Below are 18,426 nucleotides of genomic sequence, written 5' to 3'. Positions count from 1 at the left end.
CTGTGCTTCCTTATGCGGCTTTGGTGGCGAGGCGCGAAATCAGCGATTCCAGTGTCAGCCCGTCGGCACGGGCGGCAAAGGACAGTGCCATGCGGTGCTTCAGAACGGGTTCCGCCAGAGCTGCGACGTCTTCCGTCGACGGCGCCAGACGGCCCTGCAGAAGCGCGCGCGCCCGGCAAGCCAGCATCAGGGCCTGACCGGCCCGCGGTCCCGGACCCCAGGACACGCCATGCTGGACGTCGCTGTCGACGCTGACATCCGGACGCGCCGAATGCACCAGGTTGAGGATGGCATCGACGACTTTCTCGCCAACCGGCATGCGGCGCACCAGCGCCTGCAGATCGAGGATCTCCTCCGGCGACAGAACGGCATCCGCTTCGCCTTCGCTGGACCCGGTCGTGGCCAGCAGGATTTCCTTTTCATCGCCGCGGTCCGGATAGGGAATGTCGACGCGCAACAGGAAACGGTCGAGCTGGGCTTCCGGCAGCGGATAGGTGCCTTCCTGCTCGATCGGGTTCTGGGTCGCCAGTACATGGAAGGGCGCAGGCAGGTCATGGCGTTCACCAGCCACCGTGACATAGCGCTCCTGCATGGCCTGCAGCAGGGCGGCCTGGGTGCGCGGGCTTGCGCGGTTGATTTCGTCGGCCATCAGCAGGCGGCAGAAAACCGGACCCGGAATGAAGCGGAAGGAACGCTTGCCGCTCTTGTCCTCTTCCAGCACTTCCGAACCAAGAATATCGGCGGGCATCAGGTCCGGCGTGAACTGGATCCGCTTGGTGTCGAGCCCGGTAGCAATGGCGATGGTTTCGACCAGCCGCGTCTTGGCAAGACCAGGTGCACCGACCAGCAGCGCATGGCCGCCCGACAGGATGGCCGCGAGGCAGAGCTCGATCTGGTCTTCGAGGCCGTAGATCACCTTGCCGATGGAGGCGCGGGTCGCCGCCAGCTTTTCGGTCGCAATATCAGCAGCCTTCACTACATCCATGGTCGCCAGCGATTCTTTCTTCGCGGCCGGTTTCCTGGCTGTGGTTTTCGTCTTGCTGGTGGAACTTGCCGGTTTTCTCGCCAAGGTAATCTCCCTAAATCCCGAACACATGTAGCGCGCGCCATTGCCCGGTCACGTCAGGGCGTGGAGAATGACGGTGCAGAAACGGAGTGTCCATGCCCGCAGATGATATGATGCAGTCGCTTCTGAAGGCAGCGGAATCCGCAGGCGACGGCCTGCCCCCGGTCGAAAAATGGAACCCCGAACATTGCGGGACCATGGACCTGGTTATTCGCCGTGATGGCAGCTGGTGGCATGAAGGACGTCGCATCACCCGCGACCGTCTCGTAAAGCTGTTTGCGCGTATCTTGCGAAAAGATGACGATGGCGTTCATTATCTCGTGACGCCGGTGGAAAAACAGGCCGTTACGGTCGAAACCGCGCCCTTTGTGGCCGTCCGGGTCGATCGGGCCGCAGAAAATGGCGAGCCGGTCCTCGTCTTCACCACCAATGTCGGGGATGTTGTGGCTGCCGGTCCCGATCATCCGATTCGCGTCGAGACCGATCCGGAGACCGGCGAACCTGAACCCTTCATCCTGATCCGCGGCCGGCTGGAAGCACTGATCAACCGCCCGGCCTTCTACGAGCTGGTGGAAAACGCGGACATTCGCGAGGAACGCGGCCGCAAGACGCTGTTCGTCCGCTCGAAGGGTGTGGATTTCAAGCTGGGCGAGGCGGAATGAGCCCCGAAGACATTCTTGTCCTGATGGAGGAAAGGCTCGATCACCCGGAACGTCCGCTGGATGTCGCCGAACGGGGCGATGGTGATCTGAATGGCCTGCCGTCACCCACCGGGCGCGTCCTGAACCAGGCCGCGGTGCTGGCGCCGCTGATCCTGCATGATGGCCCGCCGCGTTTCCTGTTCACGCTGCGGGCACCGCATCTGACCAAGCATGCCGGCCAGATAAGCTTCCCGGGTGGCCGCCGGGAAAGCGGCGAGAGCCTGACGGAAACCGCCTTGCGCGAGACCGAAGAGGAAATCGGTATCGGCCGCGAATTCATCGACGTGCTGGGCTGTTTCGATCCGTATGAGACGGTCACCGGCTTTCAGGTGACGCCCTTTGTGGGCGTAGTGAAGCCCGGTTACACGGTCACGCCGGATCATCAAGAGGTATCCGAGGTCTTCGAAACCCCCTTTGAATTCCTGATGGATTCGGCAAATCATGAACGTCATGAGCGCGAATTCCGCGGCCAGGTCCGGCGTTTCTGGGCCATGCCCTATGGTGAGCGCTATATCTGGGGTGCAACTGCGGGCATGCTGAAAGCCCTGTATGAGCGCCTGTTTGGAGACGAGACATGATCCGCCTGGCTTTTCTGGAAATGCTGCTTTTCCTGACGCCGTTCATTGCCTTTGCCCTGTGGCGCTTGTCGATGCAGGCGACAGCCGAGATCGCCGAGCACAAGCCGGCACCTGTCATCGCCCTGTCGGCGATTGGCGGTTTCCTGGCTGCGGCGGGATTTGTTTTCCTGGTGTTCGCCTCTGATACAGGTGATTCGGAGCACACCACCTATGTTCCCCCACGGCTGGGTGAGGGCGGTATCGAGCGCGCGCAATTCCACGACAATCCGGGCGAGGAAGTGGCTGCGGACGACCGCAATTTCGGGGAACGCTCGGATTATACGGGCGCGTCCGAAGAGGATGATGATGACGGTCCGTCTCGACCCCGCTGATCATGACTGGATGACACACCCCGCGACGCTGCGGGTGATGGCGGCGCTCGAGGCCGCCGCTCCCGATGGCTCGCGCTTTGTCGGCGGTTGCGTGCGCAATGCACTGCTCGGCGTGCCGGTCGCTGATATCGACATCGCAACGGTCCTCGAGCCGGAAGCCAGCCAGGCTGCGCTTGAGGCAGCCGGTATAGCCGTTCACCCCACCGGCATTGCCCACGGCACACTGACCGCAGTCGCCGACCATCAGCCTTTCGAGATCACCACGCTGCGCCGGGATGTCTCGACCGATGGGCGCCGGGCGACCGTCGCCTTCACCACGAACTGGGCCGAGGATGCCGCGCGCCGCGATTTCCGGATCAATGCGCTTTATGCCGATCCGGACGGCACGATCCATGATCTGGTCGGCGGTCTGGCCGACATTCCCGGCCGGAGGGTAGTGTTTATCGGCCGGCCCCAGGACCGCATTGCCGAGGATTATCTGCGCATCCTGCGCTTCTTCCGATTCTATGCATTCTATGGCCAGGGCGAACCCGATGCCCACGGGCTGACCGCCTGTGCCGAGATGACGGATGGACTGTCTCAGCTCTCGGCAGAACGTGTCTGGATGGAGACGCGTAAACTGTTCTCGGCGCCGGACCCGGTGGCCAGTCTCGGCTGGATGATCCAGGCTGGTGTGGCACAGGCACTTTACGGGCAGGCACCGGACACGGACCGGCTGGAGCGCCTCATTGCGCTCGGCGGTGATGATCCGCTGCTCAGATTTGCGGCTGCTTTCGATCCGGCGGAGCGGCTGATCCGCCCGATGAAGATGTCCAACGAGGAAGCTTCGCGCTTGCGCCTGGCCGGAAAGGCAGAGCTCGCGGCGACCATTGCAGAGGTCTGGCCGGTGCGCGCCGAGCTTGAAAAACTGGTCTACCGCCACGGCAATGACGCCATGGCCGATCAGCTTTACCTGCTGTTCTCGAAGATGGCCGATCCGCCGGAAGGCTGGGGCGGCGCGATTGCCCATGTCCTGTCTTTCGCAGCGCCGGATTTTCCGGTCGGCGGCGATGACCTGAAGGCTGCCGGTCTGACACCGGGGCCGGAAATGGGAAAAGCGCTGCGGCGCATGGAAGAGGCCTGGATCGACAGCCGCTTCCGGCTGTCGAAAGAGGCGTTATTGGCGGACCGCTAGATGTCGAGGTCCAGATACATGGCGGTGAAGGCCAGTGTATCGACGGCACCGTGCGCCAGGACCAGCGGCCACAGATTGCGTTTGTAGACCAGATAGAGCGTGCCGAGTGCAAGCCCGATAACGCCGGTGACAACCAGGCCTCGGACACCCTGATAATACATATGGGCAATGCCGAAACCGGTCGCGGCGATAATAACAGCCAGGGCCGCTGCCCACTTCACGCCCGGTAACAGGGCTTCCACCCTGCGGATCAGATAGCTGCGGAAGAAAATTTCCTCGCCAAAGGCGGCCGACGTCCAGACGATGGCCAGCCAGCCCAGATAAACCGGAAAATTGCCAACGATATTGCCCCAGCGGTCCTCCACCCCTGACGGGACCTCTTCGACCGGCCAGAAGCCTAGCGCGCCGCCGAGATAGGCCATGCCGGCGCCGCTGGCGATGATCGCCACGGTTGCGAGGGCCGATTGAGGAAGGATCAGGGGAAATGACCACCATTTGCGCAGGCGGATCAGACCGAAATCGGAAACGGTTTCCTGATTGCCGCGTGCAAAAAAGTAGATGGTGATCAGCGTGCACAGAAGTGAGAGCGGTCCGGCGAACCGCCAGGCGATTTGGTCGAACAGCAGCTTGCTGCCGATCAGCACGGTCAGAACAATGCCCAGCTCGACCAGGATGGCAAAGCGGGACCGGGGGGAGGAGATATCAGTCATGGCTTTCTCCGGGTTGGATTGGAAGCCCAGAAAACCCCGGAACCCGCCATCGGTATTGAACGATCGTGCGGCGTCAGGCGGCCATCTTCTGCCACTGGCGGGGCGTTACCCCGTAAGCGTTCTTGAATTGCCGCGATAAGTGGCTCTGGTCAGCAAAGCCTTCAGCATAGGCCGCATCGGCCAGTCCGCTACCATTGCGCAGGCGCTTGCGAGCCCGATCAAGCCGGCGCAACTGTCCGAACCGGTAGGGGCTCGTGCCATACAGTGCCGTAAAATCGCGGGACAATTGCCAGCGATTCTGTCCGGTGCCCGCTTCCAGCTCGGCCATGCTGACGGGTTGCGAGCAAGCCTCGAGGATCATTGCGCGGGCACGCCTGGCCGCCTCAACGTCCGCAATGGCGGGCTGGCGCGGCGAGCCCGCAGCGGCACACAATGCATCGGCTAAAGCCGTCATCGCATCATCAAAGGCGTCCGTATCCAGAGGCGTATCCAGATCATCAACCAGCGATGCGATAATCGAAACCAGCCGCCGATCGCGCGTAATGCCATCCTTGATGAAGGGCAGGGGCTGTCGCCCGAGAGCCGGGCGGAGCCGCGCCGGATCGATGGAAATACCGCGATAGCGGAAACCGTCATCTGTGCCCGCCCGTCCATCGTGTTTCTCGTCCGGGTGCAGCACCACAAGCTGGCCGGGCAGGGATACCCGCCCTTCGCCGCGATAGTTGAAGCATTGGGCACCCGACAGGGTCAGCGCGAAAACATAGGTATCGTGGCGGTGCGGGGCATAGCTCTGCTCCCGCACAATCATTTCGATGCGTTCTACCTCAGGGCTTGCTGTGTGTTCCGCCAATGTCTCCAACCACCTGCTGTGCGTTACCGGACTGTCAGATGATTGATGAATCTGGCGGCGATTTGGATGCAAACCGGCTGTGCGCCTAGGGCCATTTGGCCTCGGGCGGCATGGAAGAAAGGATGGATTTCACATTTCCTCCGGTCTCCAGGCCGAACTTGGTGCCGCGGTCATAAAGCAGGTTGAACTCGGCATACCGCCCGCGTCGGATCAGCTGTTCCTCGCGGTCGGCCTCGGTCCAGGGCTGGTGCATGCGCGAGCGCACGATTTTCGGATAGACCTCCAGGAAGGCCCGGCCGACATCCTGGGTGAAGGCGAAATCCGCCTCCCAATTACCGGTGTCGTGGCGGTCATAGAAAATACCACCGACACCGCGCGGTTCATTACGGTGCGGCAGCCAGAAATACTCATCACACCATTTGTCGAACCGTTCGTAGAAATCCTCGCCATGCTTGTCGCAGGCAGATTTGCAGGCAGCATGGAAGGTCTGTGCGTCCTCGGCGGACTTGTCGCGCTGATAGTCCTGCGTCGGATTGAGATCGAGCCCGCCGCCAAACCAGCCGACCGTCGTGGCGATGAAGCGGGTGTTCATATGGGTCGCCGGCACGTGCGGGTTGCGCATGTGGGCAATCAGGGAAATGCCCGACGCCCAGAAGCGTGGATCCTCGGCGGCGCCGGGAATCTGCTTGGCGAATTGCTCTGAAAACGTGCCGTAGACCGTAGAACAGTGCACGCCGACTTTTTCGAACAAACGCCCCGTCATCATTGAGGCGACACCGCCGCCCTGGTCTTCTGATCCATCGCCCCGGGTCCAGGCTTCACGCACGAAGCGGCCGGGTTCTCCCGGGTACAGCTCAGCAGGCGCTTCGTCCTCCAGCCGTTCGAATTCCGCGCAAATCTCGTCGCGCAGGGCTTCAAACCAGCCGCGGGCCTTGGCTTTCTCATCTACCAGCGTCATGGCGGGGGTCTCCGAACCGTCCAGCATTGTCTTGTCCTTTCGTGGCCGAATATGAAAACGAATAAAACCCCACTTGTTTTGCGGTTAAATGAGGCGCGCCGCCGCGCGGCGTTGCGCCGCAGGCAGGATTATCTAAAGTCGTAGCGGGGAATGGGAGGGATAGATGGATTTCTCACAAATTCTGGCGCTTGTTCTGGCGGCCGGGCTGGGTGGCATGCTGGCGTTTCTGCCGGCGCTTTTACTGCATGTGCTCGGCGGACGCTTCATCACCTTCCTCAGGTCCTCGATCGTGATTGCCGGCATGATTGCCGGCCTGTTCTGGTTTAGCCCCTATCTGCAGCTGTCGACCGGACCATTCCTTCGCCAGTTCGCGACGGCGAACCTGGCAGAGGAAGTGAATAGCAGCCTGCGCGAGGAGCCCCTGCTGGCGGCTTATATGGACCGTTATCCGGACCGGGCGGCTATCATCCTGCTGAGAGCGGAACAAGCTTTCCTGAACAATGGCGAAGCTGGCCTCTACCAGGAAGCGGCGATCATCGGCGAAGAAATCGGCATCAGCGTGATGACCGAGCTGGGCGCCTATGCCAGCGATGAGGATTTGCAGCGCCTGTTTGATGCCATGGTAAATGTTGGAGAGCAGAACCGGACCCGTCCGCAGCTCTGCTACACCTTCTTCTACAATCAGATCGCACCGCAGAATATCGACCCCGTGCTGATGGCCCGTGTCGGCGAGGCGGAGGGATTCCGGGGGGTGATACGGGCGATGACAATGATCGTCCGCAATGCCGGTGATACGCGCATTCCGATCGATTTCGCCACGGCACAGGCCGCTGTCATGGAAGCGGAAGCGGGTATCTATACCGATGATAACGAAGACGACATCCGCTTTGCCATGGGCGCGCGGCCGCAGGATGACAGCGAGTATCTGGCTGCCTGCGATCTGATGCTCAGCATTTTCGAGGCGTATAACAATCACCCTGACAGGGCCGCCATCATCCGGCTGATCTACGGCTCGGGTGGCTAGGACAGCTGGCGCATGGCTTCGGCGAGCGCGATGCCGGCGCTCATCGACACGTTCAGCGAACGGGCTTCACGGCGGATGGGAATGAAGACCCGCGCTTCGGCGTCGCCATGCACGGTTTCGGGCACACCCGCCGATTCCCGGCCGAAAACCAGCTGATCATCCGGCTCGAAGCTGAAATTCCACAAATTTGTTGCCCCTTGCGTGGTGAAAAGCACCATGCGTCCGGGACCGCGGTCAGCTTGCCAGCGCGCATACGAATCATGCCGCCGGAAATCGGCAAGGGGCGCATAATCCAAGGCTGCCCGGCGCATGGCCTTGTCATTCAGCGGGAATGCGCAGGGCTCGATCACATCAATGCCTGCACCAAAACATGCAGCGAGGCGGATCGAGGCGCCGAGATTTTGCGGAATATCTGGTTGAAAAAATACGAGCCGCATTTTAAGCCGCGCTGAACGAGGGTTTGGGGGAAGTGCGGCGGTCTGCCGCTTCGCCCTCCAGTGCCTTCCGGGTTAAGTGAGGCGGTGATGCCCCCATGGGGCTGGATCCGTCAAGCGGGGGATACCGGCTGCGGCCGCAGCCGGATTGCCAGGCAAACAACAAGAGGTCGGCCGTGACAGACCATACGACTGAAGAACCGACACGCCGGGACTTCATTTACATTGCTGCAGGGGGCGCTGCCGTTATCGGTGGTGCCATGACATTGTGGCCCTTCATCGACCAGATGAATCCGGCCGCGGACACGCTGGCGCTGGGCTCGATCCGGGTGGATATCTCGCCGATCGCTGTCGGTCAGGAAATCACCGTGATGTTCCGCGGTGGCCCGGTCTTCATCCGGCGCCGGACGGAAACCGAGATCGCGGAAGCGCGCGAAGGTGATACCGCCCGGCTCATTGATGATCTGGCGCGCAATGAAAACCTGCCGGAAGACGCTTCGGCGGCTGACGCCAATCGCGTGTTGAACCCGGAATATCTCATTGTGAAGGGCAATTGTACGCACCTCGGCTGTGTGCCGCTGGGTAATGGCGCCGGCGATTATGATGGCTGGTTCTGCCCCTGCCACGGTTCGCACTATGACAGCTCGGCGCGGATCCGCCGCGGCCCGGCCCCGGAAAACCTTCCTGTGCCGGCCTACGCCTTCGAGAATGATGGTGCTGTTGTGAAACTGGGTGCGACCGCTGATGAAGTCGCCGCTGCCGGATGGAGCGTGGCATGAGCCATCAATCGACCTATGAGCCGAAAACCGGCATTGAAAAGTGGCTGGACGCCCGTCTGCCGATCGTCCGCTTGGGCTGGGACAGCTTCGTTGATTTCCCGACCCCGCGGAATTTGAACTACTGGTACACGTTCGGCGGCATTCTGGCCGTCTTCCTGGTGATCCAGATCCTGACCGGCGTCGTGCTGGCCATGCACTATGTGCCGCACATTGATTACGCCTTCGACTCGGTCGAACGCATCCGCCGCGATGTGAACTATGGCTGGCTGATCCAGGCCATGCACGCCAATGGCGCGTCCTTCTTCTTCGTCGCGGTCTATCTGCATATGTTCCGCGGTCTCTATTACGGCTCCTACAAGGCGCCGCGCGAGATGTTGTGGATCATCGGCGTGGTGATCTACCTGCTGATGATGGCCGCCGCCTTCATGGGCTATGTGCTGCCCTGGGGCCAGATGTCCTATTGGGGCGCCATGGTGATTACCAATCTCGTGGGGGCTCTGCCGGTTGTCGGTGAAGGTATCCGCGAATGGCTGTGGGGCGGTTTCTCCGTGGGCAATGCCACGCTGAACCGCTTCTTCTCGTTGCACTATCTGATCCCGTTCCTGATTGCAGGCCTGGTAATCCTGCACATCTGGGCTCTGCACGTGCCGGGCAACAACAACCCGACCGGTGTCGAGGTGAAGGGCAAGGGCGATACGCTTCCCTTCCACCCCTATTACACGGTCAAGGACGGGTTCGCGATTGTTGCCTTCCTGATGATCTTTGCGGCCTTCGTCTTCTATCTGCCGAACGCGCTCGGTCACGCTGACAACTTCATCGAGGCCAACCCGCTGGCCACCCCGGCGCATATCGTTCCGGAATGGTATTTCCTGCCCTTCTACGCGATCCTGCGGGCCGTCACCTTCGATATTGGCCCGATCTCGGCCAAGCTCGGCGGTGTGCTGGCCATGTTCGGTGCCATCGGCGTGCTGTTCGTCCTGCCCTGGCTGGACGGTTCGAAAGTGAAGTCGATGCGCTATCGGCCGGTGGCGAAATGGTTCTTCCTGATCTTCGTGATCGCCTGCTTCGGCCTTGGCTGGTGCGGTGCCGAACTGCCGGACAACCAGGTGCTGGGAACGCCGCTGCAATTCGTTACGCTGAGCCAGATTCTGACGGCCTATTATTTCGCCTACTTCCTGGTGATCCTGCCAGTGCTCGGTTTCATCGAGAAACCGAAAGAGCGCCCGGCCAGCATCGAAGCCTCCGTGCTGGGTGACCAGCCCGCCGCGGCCCAGTAGAGACGGGAGAGAGAAGATGAAACGCTTTATCACCGCTCTGGCCGCTCTGGCCGCCGTCTCCGCTCCAGCGCTGGCCGCCGAAGGCGAAGCCCATGCGCCGGAACCGCATGACTGGTCGTGGGAAGGCCCGTTTGGTCAGTTCGACGATGCCGAACTGCAGCGTGGCTTCCTGGTTTACCAGCAGGTCTGCGCGAGCTGTCACGGCCTTGACCAGTTGAGCTTCCGCAATCTGGGTCAGCCCGGCGGTCCGTTCGAGCTGATTCCGGATCCGGAACATGAAGGCGAATACCTTAGCTGGGCCAACCCGAACGACAATCCGGTCGTGATGGCGATCGCCGGCGAATACATGATCATGGACGGTCCGGATGATGCCGGTGACATGTTCGAACGCGCCGGTGTTCCAGCCGACCGCTTCCCGAACCCGTTTGCCAATCCGCAGCAGGCGGCAGCCTCTAATGGCGGCGCAATCCCGCCGGACCTGTCGGTCATCGTCAAGGCCCGTGCGGGCGGTGCGGAATATCTCCGCTCGCTGCTGCTGGGCTATAGCGACGAAATTCCCTACGACGTCGAATTGCTGCCGGGACAGCATTACAATGAATACTTCCCGGGCGGCGTGCTCGCCATGGCAGCCCCGCTGTCAGATGGTATCGTTTCCTATCCGGACGGATCGCCGGAAACGGTCGAGCAATACGCTCACGATGTGACGGCGTTCCTGGCCTGGGCGGCCGAGCCGCACATGGAAAACCGCAAGCGCATGGGCCTGGCCGTGATCATCTTCCTTCTGATCTTCGCAGGCCTGCTCTGGCTGGCCTATCGTCAGGTCTGGTCGAACGTGAAGCACTAGGCGGTTTGCCGCCATGAAATGGATCAAGGCCGCGGCATGTCCGCGGCCTTTTTCTTTTCCCCATAAGGGCTAGAACAACATCATGATCTGGAAACTCGGCATAATCGGCGGCTCCGGCCTCTATGACCTGCCCGGTCTGGAAAACATCCGCAAACAGGCGGTGGAAACGCCCTGGGGCGCGCCTTCAGGCGAGCTGACCCTCGGCACGCTGGCGGGCACTGAACTGGTCTTCCTGCCGCGACATGGACCCGGTCACCGTCTCCCGCCCAATCACATCAATTTCCGCGCCAACATTGCGGCGCTGAAAATGGCCGGCTGCACCGATATCGTGTCGATCTCGGCCTGCGGGTCTTTGAAGGAAGAGTTGCATCCCGGCCGCTTTGTTGCCGTTGACCAGTATATCGACCGCACGACATCGCGGGTGAACTCCTTCTTCGAAGCCGGTTGCGCCGCCCATGTGTCGGTCGCCGAACCTGTTTGTTCGCGACTCGCTGGCCTGGCCGCCGACGCCGCAGAGGCAGCCGGAGCGCCGGTTACGCGCGGCGGCACCTATCTGGCCATGGAAGGTCCGCAGTTTTCGTCCAGGGCGGAAAGCGCCCTCTACCGGTCCTGGGGTTGCGATGTGATCGGCATGACCAACATGCCCGAAGCCCGTCTCGCCCGCGAAGCCGAGTTGCCCTACGCCTCTATCGCCATGGTCACGGATTATGACAGCTGGAATGAAAAAGAGGCGGCCGTCGATGTTCCCGCCGTGCTGGCCGTGATGGCACAAAATTCCAGAATTGCCCGGACAAGCATTGCCCGGCTCGCGGAAATGGTGTCCGATATGGACCGGACGCCCTCGCCACAGGGGATCGAGACCGCGCTGGATACGGCCATCATAACCGCACCGCACGCTCGCGACCCGGTGCTGGTGGAAAAGCTGAGAGCCATTGCGGGGCGCGTCCTGTAACGGGGGTGAGTGCGTGTTCCGCATTGCTTTGATAGGGCTGTTCTTCAGCGCTGCCAGCGCCATGGCGACCGACAATCTGCCGGTGCCGCGGGACGTCGCCGAAGGCGCTTCCTCCTCCGTCGTGGATGTGATTTGCCGCGTCGGCACCACCAATCGCGGTTCGCGCAGCCGGGGCGTCATCCTGGCGGGCGGCAGCGACACACGCCGCGCGGAAGTCATCATCACCACCGGTCATGGCGTGCGCTATTACAATTCCTCACAGCCGCGCCAGTGCTGGGTTGTCGATGCCTTCGGCACTCAGCACGACATCATTTCTGTGATCCGGCCGCAGGGTATGAATTCGTCGTTCGATGACTGGGCGATCATCCTGACCGAGGATGATTTCGCCCATCCGGAATGGCGTCTGCCCATCGCCTGGTCGGCCGCCGACCAGATCACGCCGCGCTCTGTTGCCCTGATCGGCCGCGATCATCTGGTCACTGACTGCACGCTCCAGCAGAGCGACCGCATCGTGGATGGCGGTCAGCGGGTCCGGATCCATGATTGCGGCTCGCGTCATGGCCTGTCCGGCGCACCCATTCTGACGCTCGAGGACGGGCGCCTGTCGGTGGTCGGTGTCAATGTCGGCCGGGTCACCGGATTTGACGGAGCCTCCATCGCGGTCGTGTTCGACGAGGGCCTGATTGCGGCAACCGTCGAAGGCACGCTGCAGCGCGCCATCGCGCAAGTGGATTAGGCGCCACGTCCAGCAGCCCTGCGCCGTGGACTTGGCGGCATCCGCCGACTAGCGTTCAGCTCTGTCCCAGAGTGAGGTTTCCCCGATGATCGCCAGTGTCCTTCTTGGCCTGTTTGCCCTTCAGGGGGCGGAAATCCGTCCCATGATCGAGTGTTCCGAGCACATGAATGATGACCGTGCGCTTCTCTCCTGCCTGTCCGGCCTTCTGGAGGCCGCCGAGGACGATCTGGACACCGCACTGGCAGCGGCCCGCCAGGAAGCCTCCGAGATTGACCTCGACATGCCGGGCGTGGCCGATGCAGCCAGCCGGCTCGGCGCTGCGCATTCGGCCTGGATCGCTTACCGCGATGCCGAATGCGAGCGCCGGGCTTCGCTCCTGCTCATCGGTGATGATGCCGAGGCGGTTGCCACCGATTGCCGCATTGCCCTGACCCGCGCCCGGGCAACGGAATTAGAGACCCAATGACGCCCATCCTGCATATCGGCAACAAGCGCCTCTCGACCTGGTCATTGCGCCCCTGGCTGGCGTTGAAGAAGGCCAATATCGCCTTTCAGGAAAACATCATCCCGCTCGATCAGGAGGACACGCGCGACACGCTGCTGGCCCTGTCTCCAGCGGCGACTGTGCCCGTTCTGGAAACCGCCGGTCGGAATATCTGGGACAGTCTCGCCATCTGTGAATGGGCCGCCGAACAGGTGCCATCGCTCTGGCCCGAGGACCCCGCTTTGCGGGCGACGGCGCGGTCGATCACCGCCTCCATGCATTCCGGCTTTTCGGCGTTGCGAAACGAACTCGGTATGGATTTGAAGCGGGAAAAGGCCGCCAAGGATATGAGCGTCGCCTGCTGGCGCGATATCGAAACGATCCAGGCGCTGTGGGCGCATGTAAAGACGGGCGAGGGAGATTTCCTGTTCGGCGACTGGTCGATCGCAGACGCGTTTTTCACGCCGGTGGCCACGCGCTTCGACACCTACCAGGTGCCGCTTTCCACAGACGCGGCCGCCTATGTCGAGACTTTGCTGTCTGATCCGGTCTACAAGGACTGGCACACCGCTGCGCTTGAAGAGACTTGGGACGCCCCCTTCCACTAGAGGCCAGATATGGATTTCATCAAGGACGCGATCCGGACCATTCCCGACTATCCCAAGCCGGGCATCATGTTCCGCGATGTCACCACGATGTTGAAGGATGCGCGCGCCTTCCGCGCCGCCATCGACGCCATGGTCCAGCCCTGGGCCGGTGCGAAAATCGACAAGGTGGCCGGCATCGAGGCGCGAGGCTTTATCCTGGGCGGCGCCGTGGCTCACCAGCTGTCGGTCGGTTTCACACCCGTTCGCAAAAAGGGCAAACTGCCCGGCCGCACGCTGGAAGAGTCCTACGAGCTGGAATACGGCACAGATGCCGTCGAGATCCACGCCGATGCCATCGCCGAGACCGAACGCGTCCTGCTGGTCGATGACCTGATTGCCACGGGCGGCACCGCCGATGCGGCCATCAAGCTCTTGCGCCGCGCCGGCGCGGATGTGGTCGGCGCCACCTTTGTCATCGATCTGCCGGATCTGGGCGGGTCAAAGCGCATCGAAGCGCTGGGCGTGCCCTGTGCCTCTCTGGTGAGCTTTGAGGGGGGCTAATTCGTCACTCCGGGGCGCGCCGGAGGCGTGAACCCTGAACCCATCCCGATACGTCATTCAACCGGATTGGGTCCCGGATCGGTCTAACGCCCGTCCGGGATGACGAAATAAGCGCCCTCGAACCATCCTGGCCTATCTGCTATTCTCCCACCAAGTCTGGGGAGATTTGCCATGTTCGTCGGTCATTACGGTCCCGCGCTCGCTGGGCCGCGTTTTGTGAAAGCCGTGCCTGTCTGGGCGCTGTGCGTCGCGGTCCAGTTCCTCGATTATCTCTGGGGTGCCTTCGTCTATTTCGGCATCGAGCATGTTCGTATCGAGCCGGGCTTCACCGCGGTCAGCCCGCTCGACCTCTACCACATGCCCTGGACGCATTCCCTCCTCATGGCGCTGGTCTGGTCAGTGGTGCTGGGCTTTGTCTGGTCGCTGATCGCAAGGTCACAGAAACGCGCTGGTGGGATATTGATCGGTGTCGCCGTGTTCTCGCACTGGCTGGTCGATCTGTTGGTCCATGTGCCCGATCTCGCCCTCTGGCCGGGCGGACCCAAGGTCGGCTTTGGCCTGTGGAACAATGCGCCGATTGCCCTGACGCTGGAATTCGGCGTGCTGGCGGCGGGTCTTCTGCTCTACGTCTCCGCGACGAAGGCGAAGGGTGCGTTCGGCAAAATCAGCCCGTGGATTTTCGGCGTGCTGCTGGTCGCGCTCTATTCGGTCAGCTTTTTCCAACCGCCACCGGCCACGGCTCAGGAGTTCGGCCCGATGGCGATCCTCAGCTACACGCTGGTGGCCGTGCTGGCCTGGCTGTTGTGCGACCGGGTGCGGGAGGCGAAATAGCCGTTCAAGGCGGCAAATAGCCCCCAAACCACATACCTCATGGTGAGGTGCCCGGCGACCTGTCCCCGCGAAAGCGGGGAAGCCGGGCCTCGAACCACGCAACTCGCTGGAAGCCTCCTTCGAGGCTCGCTTTGCGAGCGCCTCAGGATGAGGTGGGTAGGTGGGAAGTTGGCCGGCGCCTACTCCCCGCCGATCAGCTCCCGCACATCCGCCACGAAAGCCTCCAGCGAGGGGTGGTGGATGTACATCATGTGCCCGGCTTCATAATAGCTGAAGGTCACCCGGTCCGGATCAAAGCCCGGCTGGTTGAACATCAGCTCGGCCGAGAAAAACGGTGTGGCAAGATCGTAATAGCCCTGCGCCACCAGCACTTCGAGATCGGAATTCTGGCGCATAGCCGTGGCCACCCAGGGCGTCACATTCACATAGGCCGACCCCTGGCCGATCGAGCGGTCCCACTGTGTCGCCGTCGGAATGTCGATGACCGAATATTCCTCGGTGATATCGACGCCCAGCGTGTCGGTGAAATAGTGCAGCATGGCGGCTGTATATCCGCCATCAATGCCATAGGCGGACGGGTCATATTCCGGTCCCTCGCTGACGGCATCGGCCTCGGCACCGGTAAAGCGGCTGTCGAGACGGCCCACGGACAGGCCTTCATCCCGCAACAGCTCGCGCATGAAACGGCCCAGATTGACCCGCAGATTGGCGCGCATCAGATAATCTTCCGACAGGCCGATAAAGCTTGAAAGCTCGGCGGCCACGGCGCGCCGGTCTTCCTCGGGCAGGCTGGCACCGCGCAAAAGGGCGGGCATGTAGGTGTCATAGGCAAAATCGCGCGCATCCTGGATGAAGGCTTCCAGATCACCATTCCAGGCCGAGCGGTCGACGCGCTCATGATACCAGGCCGTAGCCGCAAAGCCCGGCATCAGGCCGACAAAGCCGACATCATTGCCTTCGGAGGTATCGTCGAAGCGGAAGTCCAGCACGGTCGAGATCAGGGCCACGCCGTTGAAGGACACATCCGTCCAGCCGCCCTGCATCTCGTTGAGGAGGGCGGCGATCCGCGTCGTGCCATAGCTTTCGCCCAGCAGGTATTTCGGCGAGTTCCAGCGCCGGTTCTCGGTCAGCCAGCGGCGGATGAAAGCGCCCAGCACGCGGGCATCTTCGCGAATGCCCCAGAAGCGTTCCGTATCGGCTTCGCCCAGCGGGCGGCTCCAGCCCGTGCCGACCGGATCAACGAACACCAGGTCAGTCTGGTCGAGGATGGAGAGATTGTTCTCGATGATGGAATAGGGCGCGGCGCCGTCATCGCGGGCATCGGAAGGAAGGTCCAGACGGTAAGGGCCGAACACGCCCATATGCAGCCACAGACTGGCCGAGCCCGGCCCGCCATTGAAGATGAAGGCCACCGGACGGCTTTGCCGGTCGTCCACGCCCTGGCGGATATAGGCGGTCGAGAAGATCGAGGCATAGGGCTCGCCATCATCGCCAGCCATATAGGTTTCGCCGGCAATCACCGAATAGCGTACGCGCTGGCCATTGGTGGTGATCTGCCCTTCGCTTTCATAGACGCGCGAACCATCTTCGCGAACAGACGACGGTTCATCCTGTGCAGCAGCCGTACAGGCACCCAGAACGATAGCGGTAGCGATTGAAATCCAGCGTTTCATGAAGCTCTCCCAAGACCCTGGGCGGCAACATAAAGCCTTCACCTGCCTATGCAAATTACGATAAAGCGAGGCCATGAATTATCGCCACGCCTTCCACGCCGGAAACTTCGCCGATGTCCTGAAGCATGCTGTGCTGGCGCAATGCTTTGCGCATCTGAAGAAGAAGGACAAACCCTTCCGCTATATCGACAGCCATGCGGGGATTGGCGCATATGACCTCACCTCCAGCGAGGCCCAGCGCAATCCGGAATGGGAAGGCGGCATCGCCAAAGTGATGGCCAGCGCAAAACCGGCGGATGTCGCAGAAGCACTTGCCCCGCTCCTGCAGGCAGTGACCGCGATGAATCCGGACGGCCTCAAGGACTATCCGGGATCACCGGAAATTGCCGCGCGCCTCTTGCGCCCGACAGACCGCATCCAGCTTTGCGAGCTTCACCCGGCCGACGCAAAGACGCTGGACAATCGCTACAAGCGTGATGCCCGGGTCAAGGTCGAGGCGCGTGATGGGTACAAGGCCCTGCCGGGTCTGGTGCCACCGCGGGAAAAGCGCGGCGTGGTGCTGATCGACCCGCCCTTCGAGCATCGCGACGAGATGGCTCACATGGCTGAAGCCGTGCGTGCGGCCCTGCCCAAATGGCCCAATGGAACCTGGATTTTCTGGCGGCCGCTGAAGGATCTGTGGGCGTCGGAACGTTTCGATGTCGGCCTCGCTGAATGGTTGTTTGAGGAAGAGCTGGCCACGCCAGAAAAACTGCTGCGCGCGGATCTCTGGGTCCGCGACATTGAAAGCGAGGGCAAGCTGGCCGGTGCCGGCATTGTCGTCGTCAATCCGCCTTATACGCTGGAAGGCCAGCTACTGGCGCTGCTGCCCTGGCTGGCAGAGACGCTGGCGCAGGGTGAGGGCGCCGGCTGGCGTCTGGACGGTTGTGCGACGGATGAAAGCCTGTCGGTCGAGGAGTTCTAGTACTCTTCCTCGTCCCAGAACGGATACCAGGGCGGCATGTCCGTCGAGGTTTTCAGGGGGAAGTCCGGCGGACGTTTTTCAAGGAAGCTCATCACGCCTTCGGCCGCATCCGGGCTCATCCCGGCATGCAATATGGCTTTCGATTCGATCCGGTGGGCATCCATCGGCGTAACAGGGCCCAGCATCCGCCAGGCCATCTGCCGCATCACCGCGACCGAGACCGGCGCCGTCGTTTCCGCCAGCTCTGTGGCATAGGCCTTCGCCGCATCCAGCAACTCGTCCTTGCTGTCATAGAGCGCCTTGATCAGCCCGGCCTCGTGCGCCTCCTCGGTCTTGAAGGTCCGGCCCGAAAGCGCCCAGTCCATTGCGGTCGGAACACCGACAATCCGCGGCAGGAACCAGCTGGCTGCGCCATCCCAGGCGATGCCGCGCCGCGAGAACGGATACGCCATCTTCGTGTCCCTGACGGCAAAGCGGACATCCATGGGTAACAACATGGTGGCCCCGATGCCGACCGCCGGTCCGTTGATGGCGGCAATGACCGGCTTTTCCGATGCCCAGATTCGCAGATTCATCACGCCACCACTGTCGCGCCAGCGCGGGTCGCTATCGTCCAGCTCGCCGGCTTCCTTAGCCTGGCTGACCGCGTTGAAGGTCTCCGCGCCCAGGGACAGATCGGCGCCGGCGCAGAAGCCGCGCCCGGCTCCTGTGAAGATCACGGCGCGCACATTGTCATCGGCATCGGTCTCGTCCAGCGCCGCGCAGACATCGTCACGCATGACATGGGTGAAGGCATTCATCGCCTGTGGCCGGTTGAGCTTGATGGTTGCGATCGGCCCTTCGATCGTCAGATCGATGGTTTCAAACGCCAT

General features: G+C 62.0%; 22 protein-coding genes. 15 read left to right on the top strand and 7 right to left on the bottom strand.

Annotated elements, in window-relative coordinates:
- Positions 1–10: 10 nt before the first annotated feature.
- A complete protein-coding gene (locus V0U79_RS08810) occupies positions 11–985 on the bottom strand; it encodes an AAA family ATPase (RefSeq protein WP_373696458.1) in 975 nt (324 codons plus the stop codon).
- Between the two features lie 176 nt (positions 986–1,161).
- Between V0U79_RS08810 and V0U79_RS08805 the strand changes: the two genes are divergently transcribed.
- The 4 genes from V0U79_RS08805 to V0U79_RS08790 are packed head-to-tail and all read left to right on the top strand — an operon-like array spanning position 1,162 to position 3,890.
- Positions 1,162–1,728, top strand: a complete 567-nt coding sequence (locus V0U79_RS08805; protein WP_330199128.1) for a DUF1285 domain-containing protein — start codon at positions 1,162–1,164, stop codon at positions 1,726–1,728.
- The gene (locus V0U79_RS08800) at positions 1,725–2,345 is read left to right on the top strand and encodes a CoA pyrophosphatase (RefSeq protein WP_330199127.1); all 621 of its coding nucleotides are present in this window, start codon (positions 1,725–1,727) and stop codon (positions 2,343–2,345) included. The genes V0U79_RS08805 and V0U79_RS08800 overlap by 4 nt, the downstream gene beginning before the upstream one ends.
- Positions 2,342–2,716: a DUF6111 family protein gene (locus V0U79_RS08795; protein ID WP_330199126.1), complete on the top strand. Its 375-nt coding sequence runs from the start codon at positions 2,342–2,344 to the stop codon at positions 2,714–2,716. The genes V0U79_RS08800 and V0U79_RS08795 overlap by 4 nt, the downstream gene beginning before the upstream one ends.
- Entirely contained in the window at positions 2,688–3,890 is a 1,203-nt protein-coding gene (locus tag V0U79_RS08790; protein ID WP_330199125.1) for a CCA tRNA nucleotidyltransferase, read from the top strand. The genes V0U79_RS08795 and V0U79_RS08790 overlap by 29 nt, the downstream gene beginning before the upstream one ends.
- On the opposite strand, the gene V0U79_RS08785 is transcribed toward V0U79_RS08790, so the two are convergent.
- From V0U79_RS08785 to hemF, 3 genes are all read right to left on the bottom strand, one after another.
- Entirely contained in the window at positions 3,887–4,600 is a 714-nt protein-coding gene (locus tag V0U79_RS08785; protein WP_330199124.1) for a CPBP family intramembrane glutamic endopeptidase, read from the bottom strand. The genes V0U79_RS08790 and V0U79_RS08785 overlap by 4 nt on opposite strands.
- A gap of 73 nt (positions 4,601–4,673) precedes the next feature.
- Positions 4,674–5,450, bottom strand: a complete 777-nt coding sequence (locus tag V0U79_RS08780) for a helix-turn-helix domain-containing protein (protein ID WP_330199123.1) — start codon at positions 5,448–5,450, stop codon at positions 4,674–4,676.
- Between the two features lie 85 nt (positions 5,451–5,535).
- Entirely contained in the window at positions 5,536–6,435 is a 900-nt protein-coding gene (hemF, locus tag V0U79_RS08775) for an oxygen-dependent coproporphyrinogen oxidase (protein ID WP_330199122.1), read from the bottom strand.
- Between the two features lie 136 nt (positions 6,436–6,571).
- On the opposite strand from hemF, the gene V0U79_RS08770 reads away from it, so the two are divergent.
- Positions 6,572–7,432: a hypothetical protein gene (locus tag V0U79_RS08770; RefSeq protein ID WP_330199121.1), complete on the top strand. Its 861-nt coding sequence runs from the start codon at positions 6,572–6,574 to the stop codon at positions 7,430–7,432.
- Here V0U79_RS08770 and V0U79_RS08765 read toward each other — a convergent pair.
- A complete protein-coding gene (locus V0U79_RS08765) occupies positions 7,429–7,869 on the bottom strand; it encodes a tRNA (cytidine(34)-2'-O)-methyltransferase (RefSeq protein ID WP_330199120.1) in 441 nt (146 codons plus the stop codon). The genes V0U79_RS08770 and V0U79_RS08765 overlap by 4 nt on opposite strands.
- 173 nt (positions 7,870–8,042) lie before the next feature.
- On the opposite strand from V0U79_RS08765, the gene petA reads away from it, so the two are divergent.
- The 9 genes from petA to V0U79_RS08720 all read left to right on the top strand — a co-directional run bounded on the left by petA (position 8,043) and on the right by V0U79_RS08720 (position 14,917).
- Positions 8,043–8,645: a ubiquinol-cytochrome c reductase iron-sulfur subunit gene (gene petA, locus V0U79_RS08760; protein ID WP_330199119.1), complete on the top strand. Its 603-nt coding sequence runs from the start codon at positions 8,043–8,045 to the stop codon at positions 8,643–8,645.
- Positions 8,642–9,922: a cytochrome b gene (locus V0U79_RS08755; RefSeq protein WP_330199118.1), complete on the top strand. Its 1,281-nt coding sequence runs from the start codon at positions 8,642–8,644 to the stop codon at positions 9,920–9,922. Before petA ends, V0U79_RS08755 begins: the two co-directional genes overlap by 4 nt.
- Positions 9,923–9,938: 16 nt before the next feature.
- The gene (locus tag V0U79_RS08750; RefSeq protein WP_330199117.1) at positions 9,939–10,766 is read left to right on the top strand and encodes a cytochrome c1; all 828 of its coding nucleotides are present in this window, start codon (positions 9,939–9,941) and stop codon (positions 10,764–10,766) included.
- An 82-nt stretch (positions 10,767–10,848) separates the two neighbouring features.
- Positions 10,849–11,718, top strand: a complete 870-nt coding sequence (locus tag V0U79_RS08745; protein ID WP_330199116.1) for an S-methyl-5'-thioadenosine phosphorylase — start codon at positions 10,849–10,851, stop codon at positions 11,716–11,718.
- A 13-nt stretch (positions 11,719–11,731) separates the two neighbouring features.
- Positions 11,732–12,454 (top strand): trypsin-like serine peptidase, encoded by a 723-nt coding sequence (locus V0U79_RS08740; protein ID WP_330199115.1) that lies wholly within the window; start codon positions 11,732–11,734, stop codon positions 12,452–12,454.
- A gap of 85 nt (positions 12,455–12,539) precedes the next feature.
- Positions 12,540–12,920, top strand: a complete 381-nt coding sequence (locus tag V0U79_RS08735) for a lysozyme inhibitor LprI family protein (RefSeq protein ID WP_330199114.1) — start codon at positions 12,540–12,542, stop codon at positions 12,918–12,920.
- On the top strand, positions 12,917–13,546 hold the full coding sequence (locus V0U79_RS08730; RefSeq protein ID WP_330199113.1) for a glutathione S-transferase family protein: 630 nt from the start codon (positions 12,917–12,919) through the stop codon (positions 13,544–13,546). Before V0U79_RS08735 ends, V0U79_RS08730 begins: the two co-directional genes overlap by 4 nt.
- A gap of 9 nt (positions 13,547–13,555) precedes the next feature.
- Positions 13,556–14,086: an adenine phosphoribosyltransferase gene (locus V0U79_RS08725; RefSeq protein WP_330199112.1), complete on the top strand. Its 531-nt coding sequence runs from the start codon at positions 13,556–13,558 to the stop codon at positions 14,084–14,086.
- Between the two features lie 171 nt (positions 14,087–14,257).
- Positions 14,258–14,917 (top strand): hypothetical protein, encoded by a 660-nt coding sequence (locus tag V0U79_RS08720; protein WP_330199111.1) that lies wholly within the window; start codon positions 14,258–14,260, stop codon positions 14,915–14,917.
- 179 nt (positions 14,918–15,096) lie between these two features.
- On the opposite strand, the gene V0U79_RS08715 is transcribed toward V0U79_RS08720, so the two are convergent.
- Positions 15,097–16,590 (bottom strand): S10 family peptidase, encoded by a 1,494-nt coding sequence (locus V0U79_RS08715; RefSeq protein WP_330199110.1) that lies wholly within the window; start codon positions 16,588–16,590, stop codon positions 15,097–15,099.
- 73 nt (positions 16,591–16,663) lie between these two features.
- Between V0U79_RS08715 and V0U79_RS08710 the strand changes: the two genes are divergently transcribed.
- On the top strand, positions 16,664–17,554 hold the full coding sequence (locus V0U79_RS08710) for a 23S rRNA (adenine(2030)-N(6))-methyltransferase RlmJ (protein ID WP_330199109.1): 891 nt from the start codon (positions 16,664–16,666) through the stop codon (positions 17,552–17,554).
- Here V0U79_RS08710 and V0U79_RS08705 read toward each other — a convergent pair.
- The gene (locus tag V0U79_RS08705) at positions 17,551–18,426 is read right to left on the bottom strand and encodes an enoyl-CoA hydratase-related protein (protein ID WP_330199108.1); all 876 of its coding nucleotides are present in this window, start codon (positions 18,424–18,426) and stop codon (positions 17,551–17,553) included. The two genes, V0U79_RS08710 and V0U79_RS08705, sit on opposite strands and share 4 nt — an antisense overlap.

The organism is Hyphobacterium lacteum (genome assembly GCF_036330345.1).
Classification (GTDB): Bacteria; Pseudomonadota; Alphaproteobacteria; order Caulobacterales; family Maricaulaceae; genus Hyphobacterium; species Hyphobacterium lacteum.
This window is presented reverse-complemented; position numbering and strand designations above follow the sequence as displayed.

What these genes read in the sequence shown, in the direction of transcription:
- V0U79_RS08810 (WP_373696458.1), bottom strand. Translation starts at nt 985, where the DNA reads ATGGATGTAGTGAAGGCTGCTGATATTGCGACCGAAAAGCTGGCGGCG.
- V0U79_RS08805 (WP_330199128.1), top strand. Translation starts at nt 1,162, where the DNA reads ATGCCCGCAGATGATATGATGCAGTCGCTTCTGAAGGCAGCGGAATCC.
- V0U79_RS08800 (WP_330199127.1), top strand. Translation starts at nt 1,725, where the DNA reads ATGAGCCCCGAAGACATTCTTGTCCTGATGGAGGAAAGGCTCGATCAC.
- V0U79_RS08795 (WP_330199126.1), top strand. Translation starts at nt 2,342, where the DNA reads ATGATCCGCCTGGCTTTTCTGGAAATGCTGCTTTTCCTGACGCCGTTC.
- V0U79_RS08790 (WP_330199125.1), top strand. Translation starts at nt 2,688, where the DNA reads ATGATGACGGTCCGTCTCGACCCCGCTGATCATGACTGGATGACACAC.
- V0U79_RS08785 (WP_330199124.1), bottom strand. Translation starts at nt 4,600, where the DNA reads ATGACTGATATCTCCTCCCCCCGGTCCCGCTTTGCCATCCTGGTCGAG.
- hemF (WP_330199122.1), bottom strand. Translation starts at nt 6,435, where the DNA reads ATGCTGGACGGTTCGGAGACCCCCGCCATGACGCTGGTAGATGAGAAA.
- V0U79_RS08770 (WP_330199121.1), top strand. Translation starts at nt 6,572, where the DNA reads ATGGATTTCTCACAAATTCTGGCGCTTGTTCTGGCGGCCGGGCTGGGT.
- V0U79_RS08765 (WP_330199120.1), bottom strand. Translation starts at nt 7,869, where the DNA reads ATGCGGCTCGTATTTTTTCAACCAGATATTCCGCAAAATCTCGGCGCC.
- V0U79_RS08755 (WP_330199118.1), top strand. Translation starts at nt 8,642, where the DNA reads ATGAGCCATCAATCGACCTATGAGCCGAAAACCGGCATTGAAAAGTGG.
- V0U79_RS08750 (WP_330199117.1), top strand. Translation starts at nt 9,939, where the DNA reads ATGAAACGCTTTATCACCGCTCTGGCCGCTCTGGCCGCCGTCTCCGCT.
- V0U79_RS08745 (WP_330199116.1), top strand. Translation starts at nt 10,849, where the DNA reads ATGATCTGGAAACTCGGCATAATCGGCGGCTCCGGCCTCTATGACCTG.
- V0U79_RS08735 (WP_330199114.1), top strand. Translation starts at nt 12,540, where the DNA reads ATGATCGCCAGTGTCCTTCTTGGCCTGTTTGCCCTTCAGGGGGCGGAA.
- V0U79_RS08730 (WP_330199113.1), top strand. Translation starts at nt 12,917, where the DNA reads ATGACGCCCATCCTGCATATCGGCAACAAGCGCCTCTCGACCTGGTCA.
- V0U79_RS08725 (WP_330199112.1), top strand. Translation starts at nt 13,556, where the DNA reads ATGGATTTCATCAAGGACGCGATCCGGACCATTCCCGACTATCCCAAG.
- V0U79_RS08720 (WP_330199111.1), top strand. Translation starts at nt 14,258, where the DNA reads ATGTTCGTCGGTCATTACGGTCCCGCGCTCGCTGGGCCGCGTTTTGTG.
- V0U79_RS08715 (WP_330199110.1), bottom strand. Translation starts at nt 16,590, where the DNA reads ATGAAACGCTGGATTTCAATCGCTACCGCTATCGTTCTGGGTGCCTGT.
- V0U79_RS08710 (WP_330199109.1), top strand. Translation starts at nt 16,664, where the DNA reads ATGAATTATCGCCACGCCTTCCACGCCGGAAACTTCGCCGATGTCCTG.
- V0U79_RS08705 (WP_330199108.1), bottom strand. Translation starts at nt 18,426, where the DNA reads ATGGCGTTTGAAACCATCGATCTGACGATCGAAGGGCCGATCGCAACC.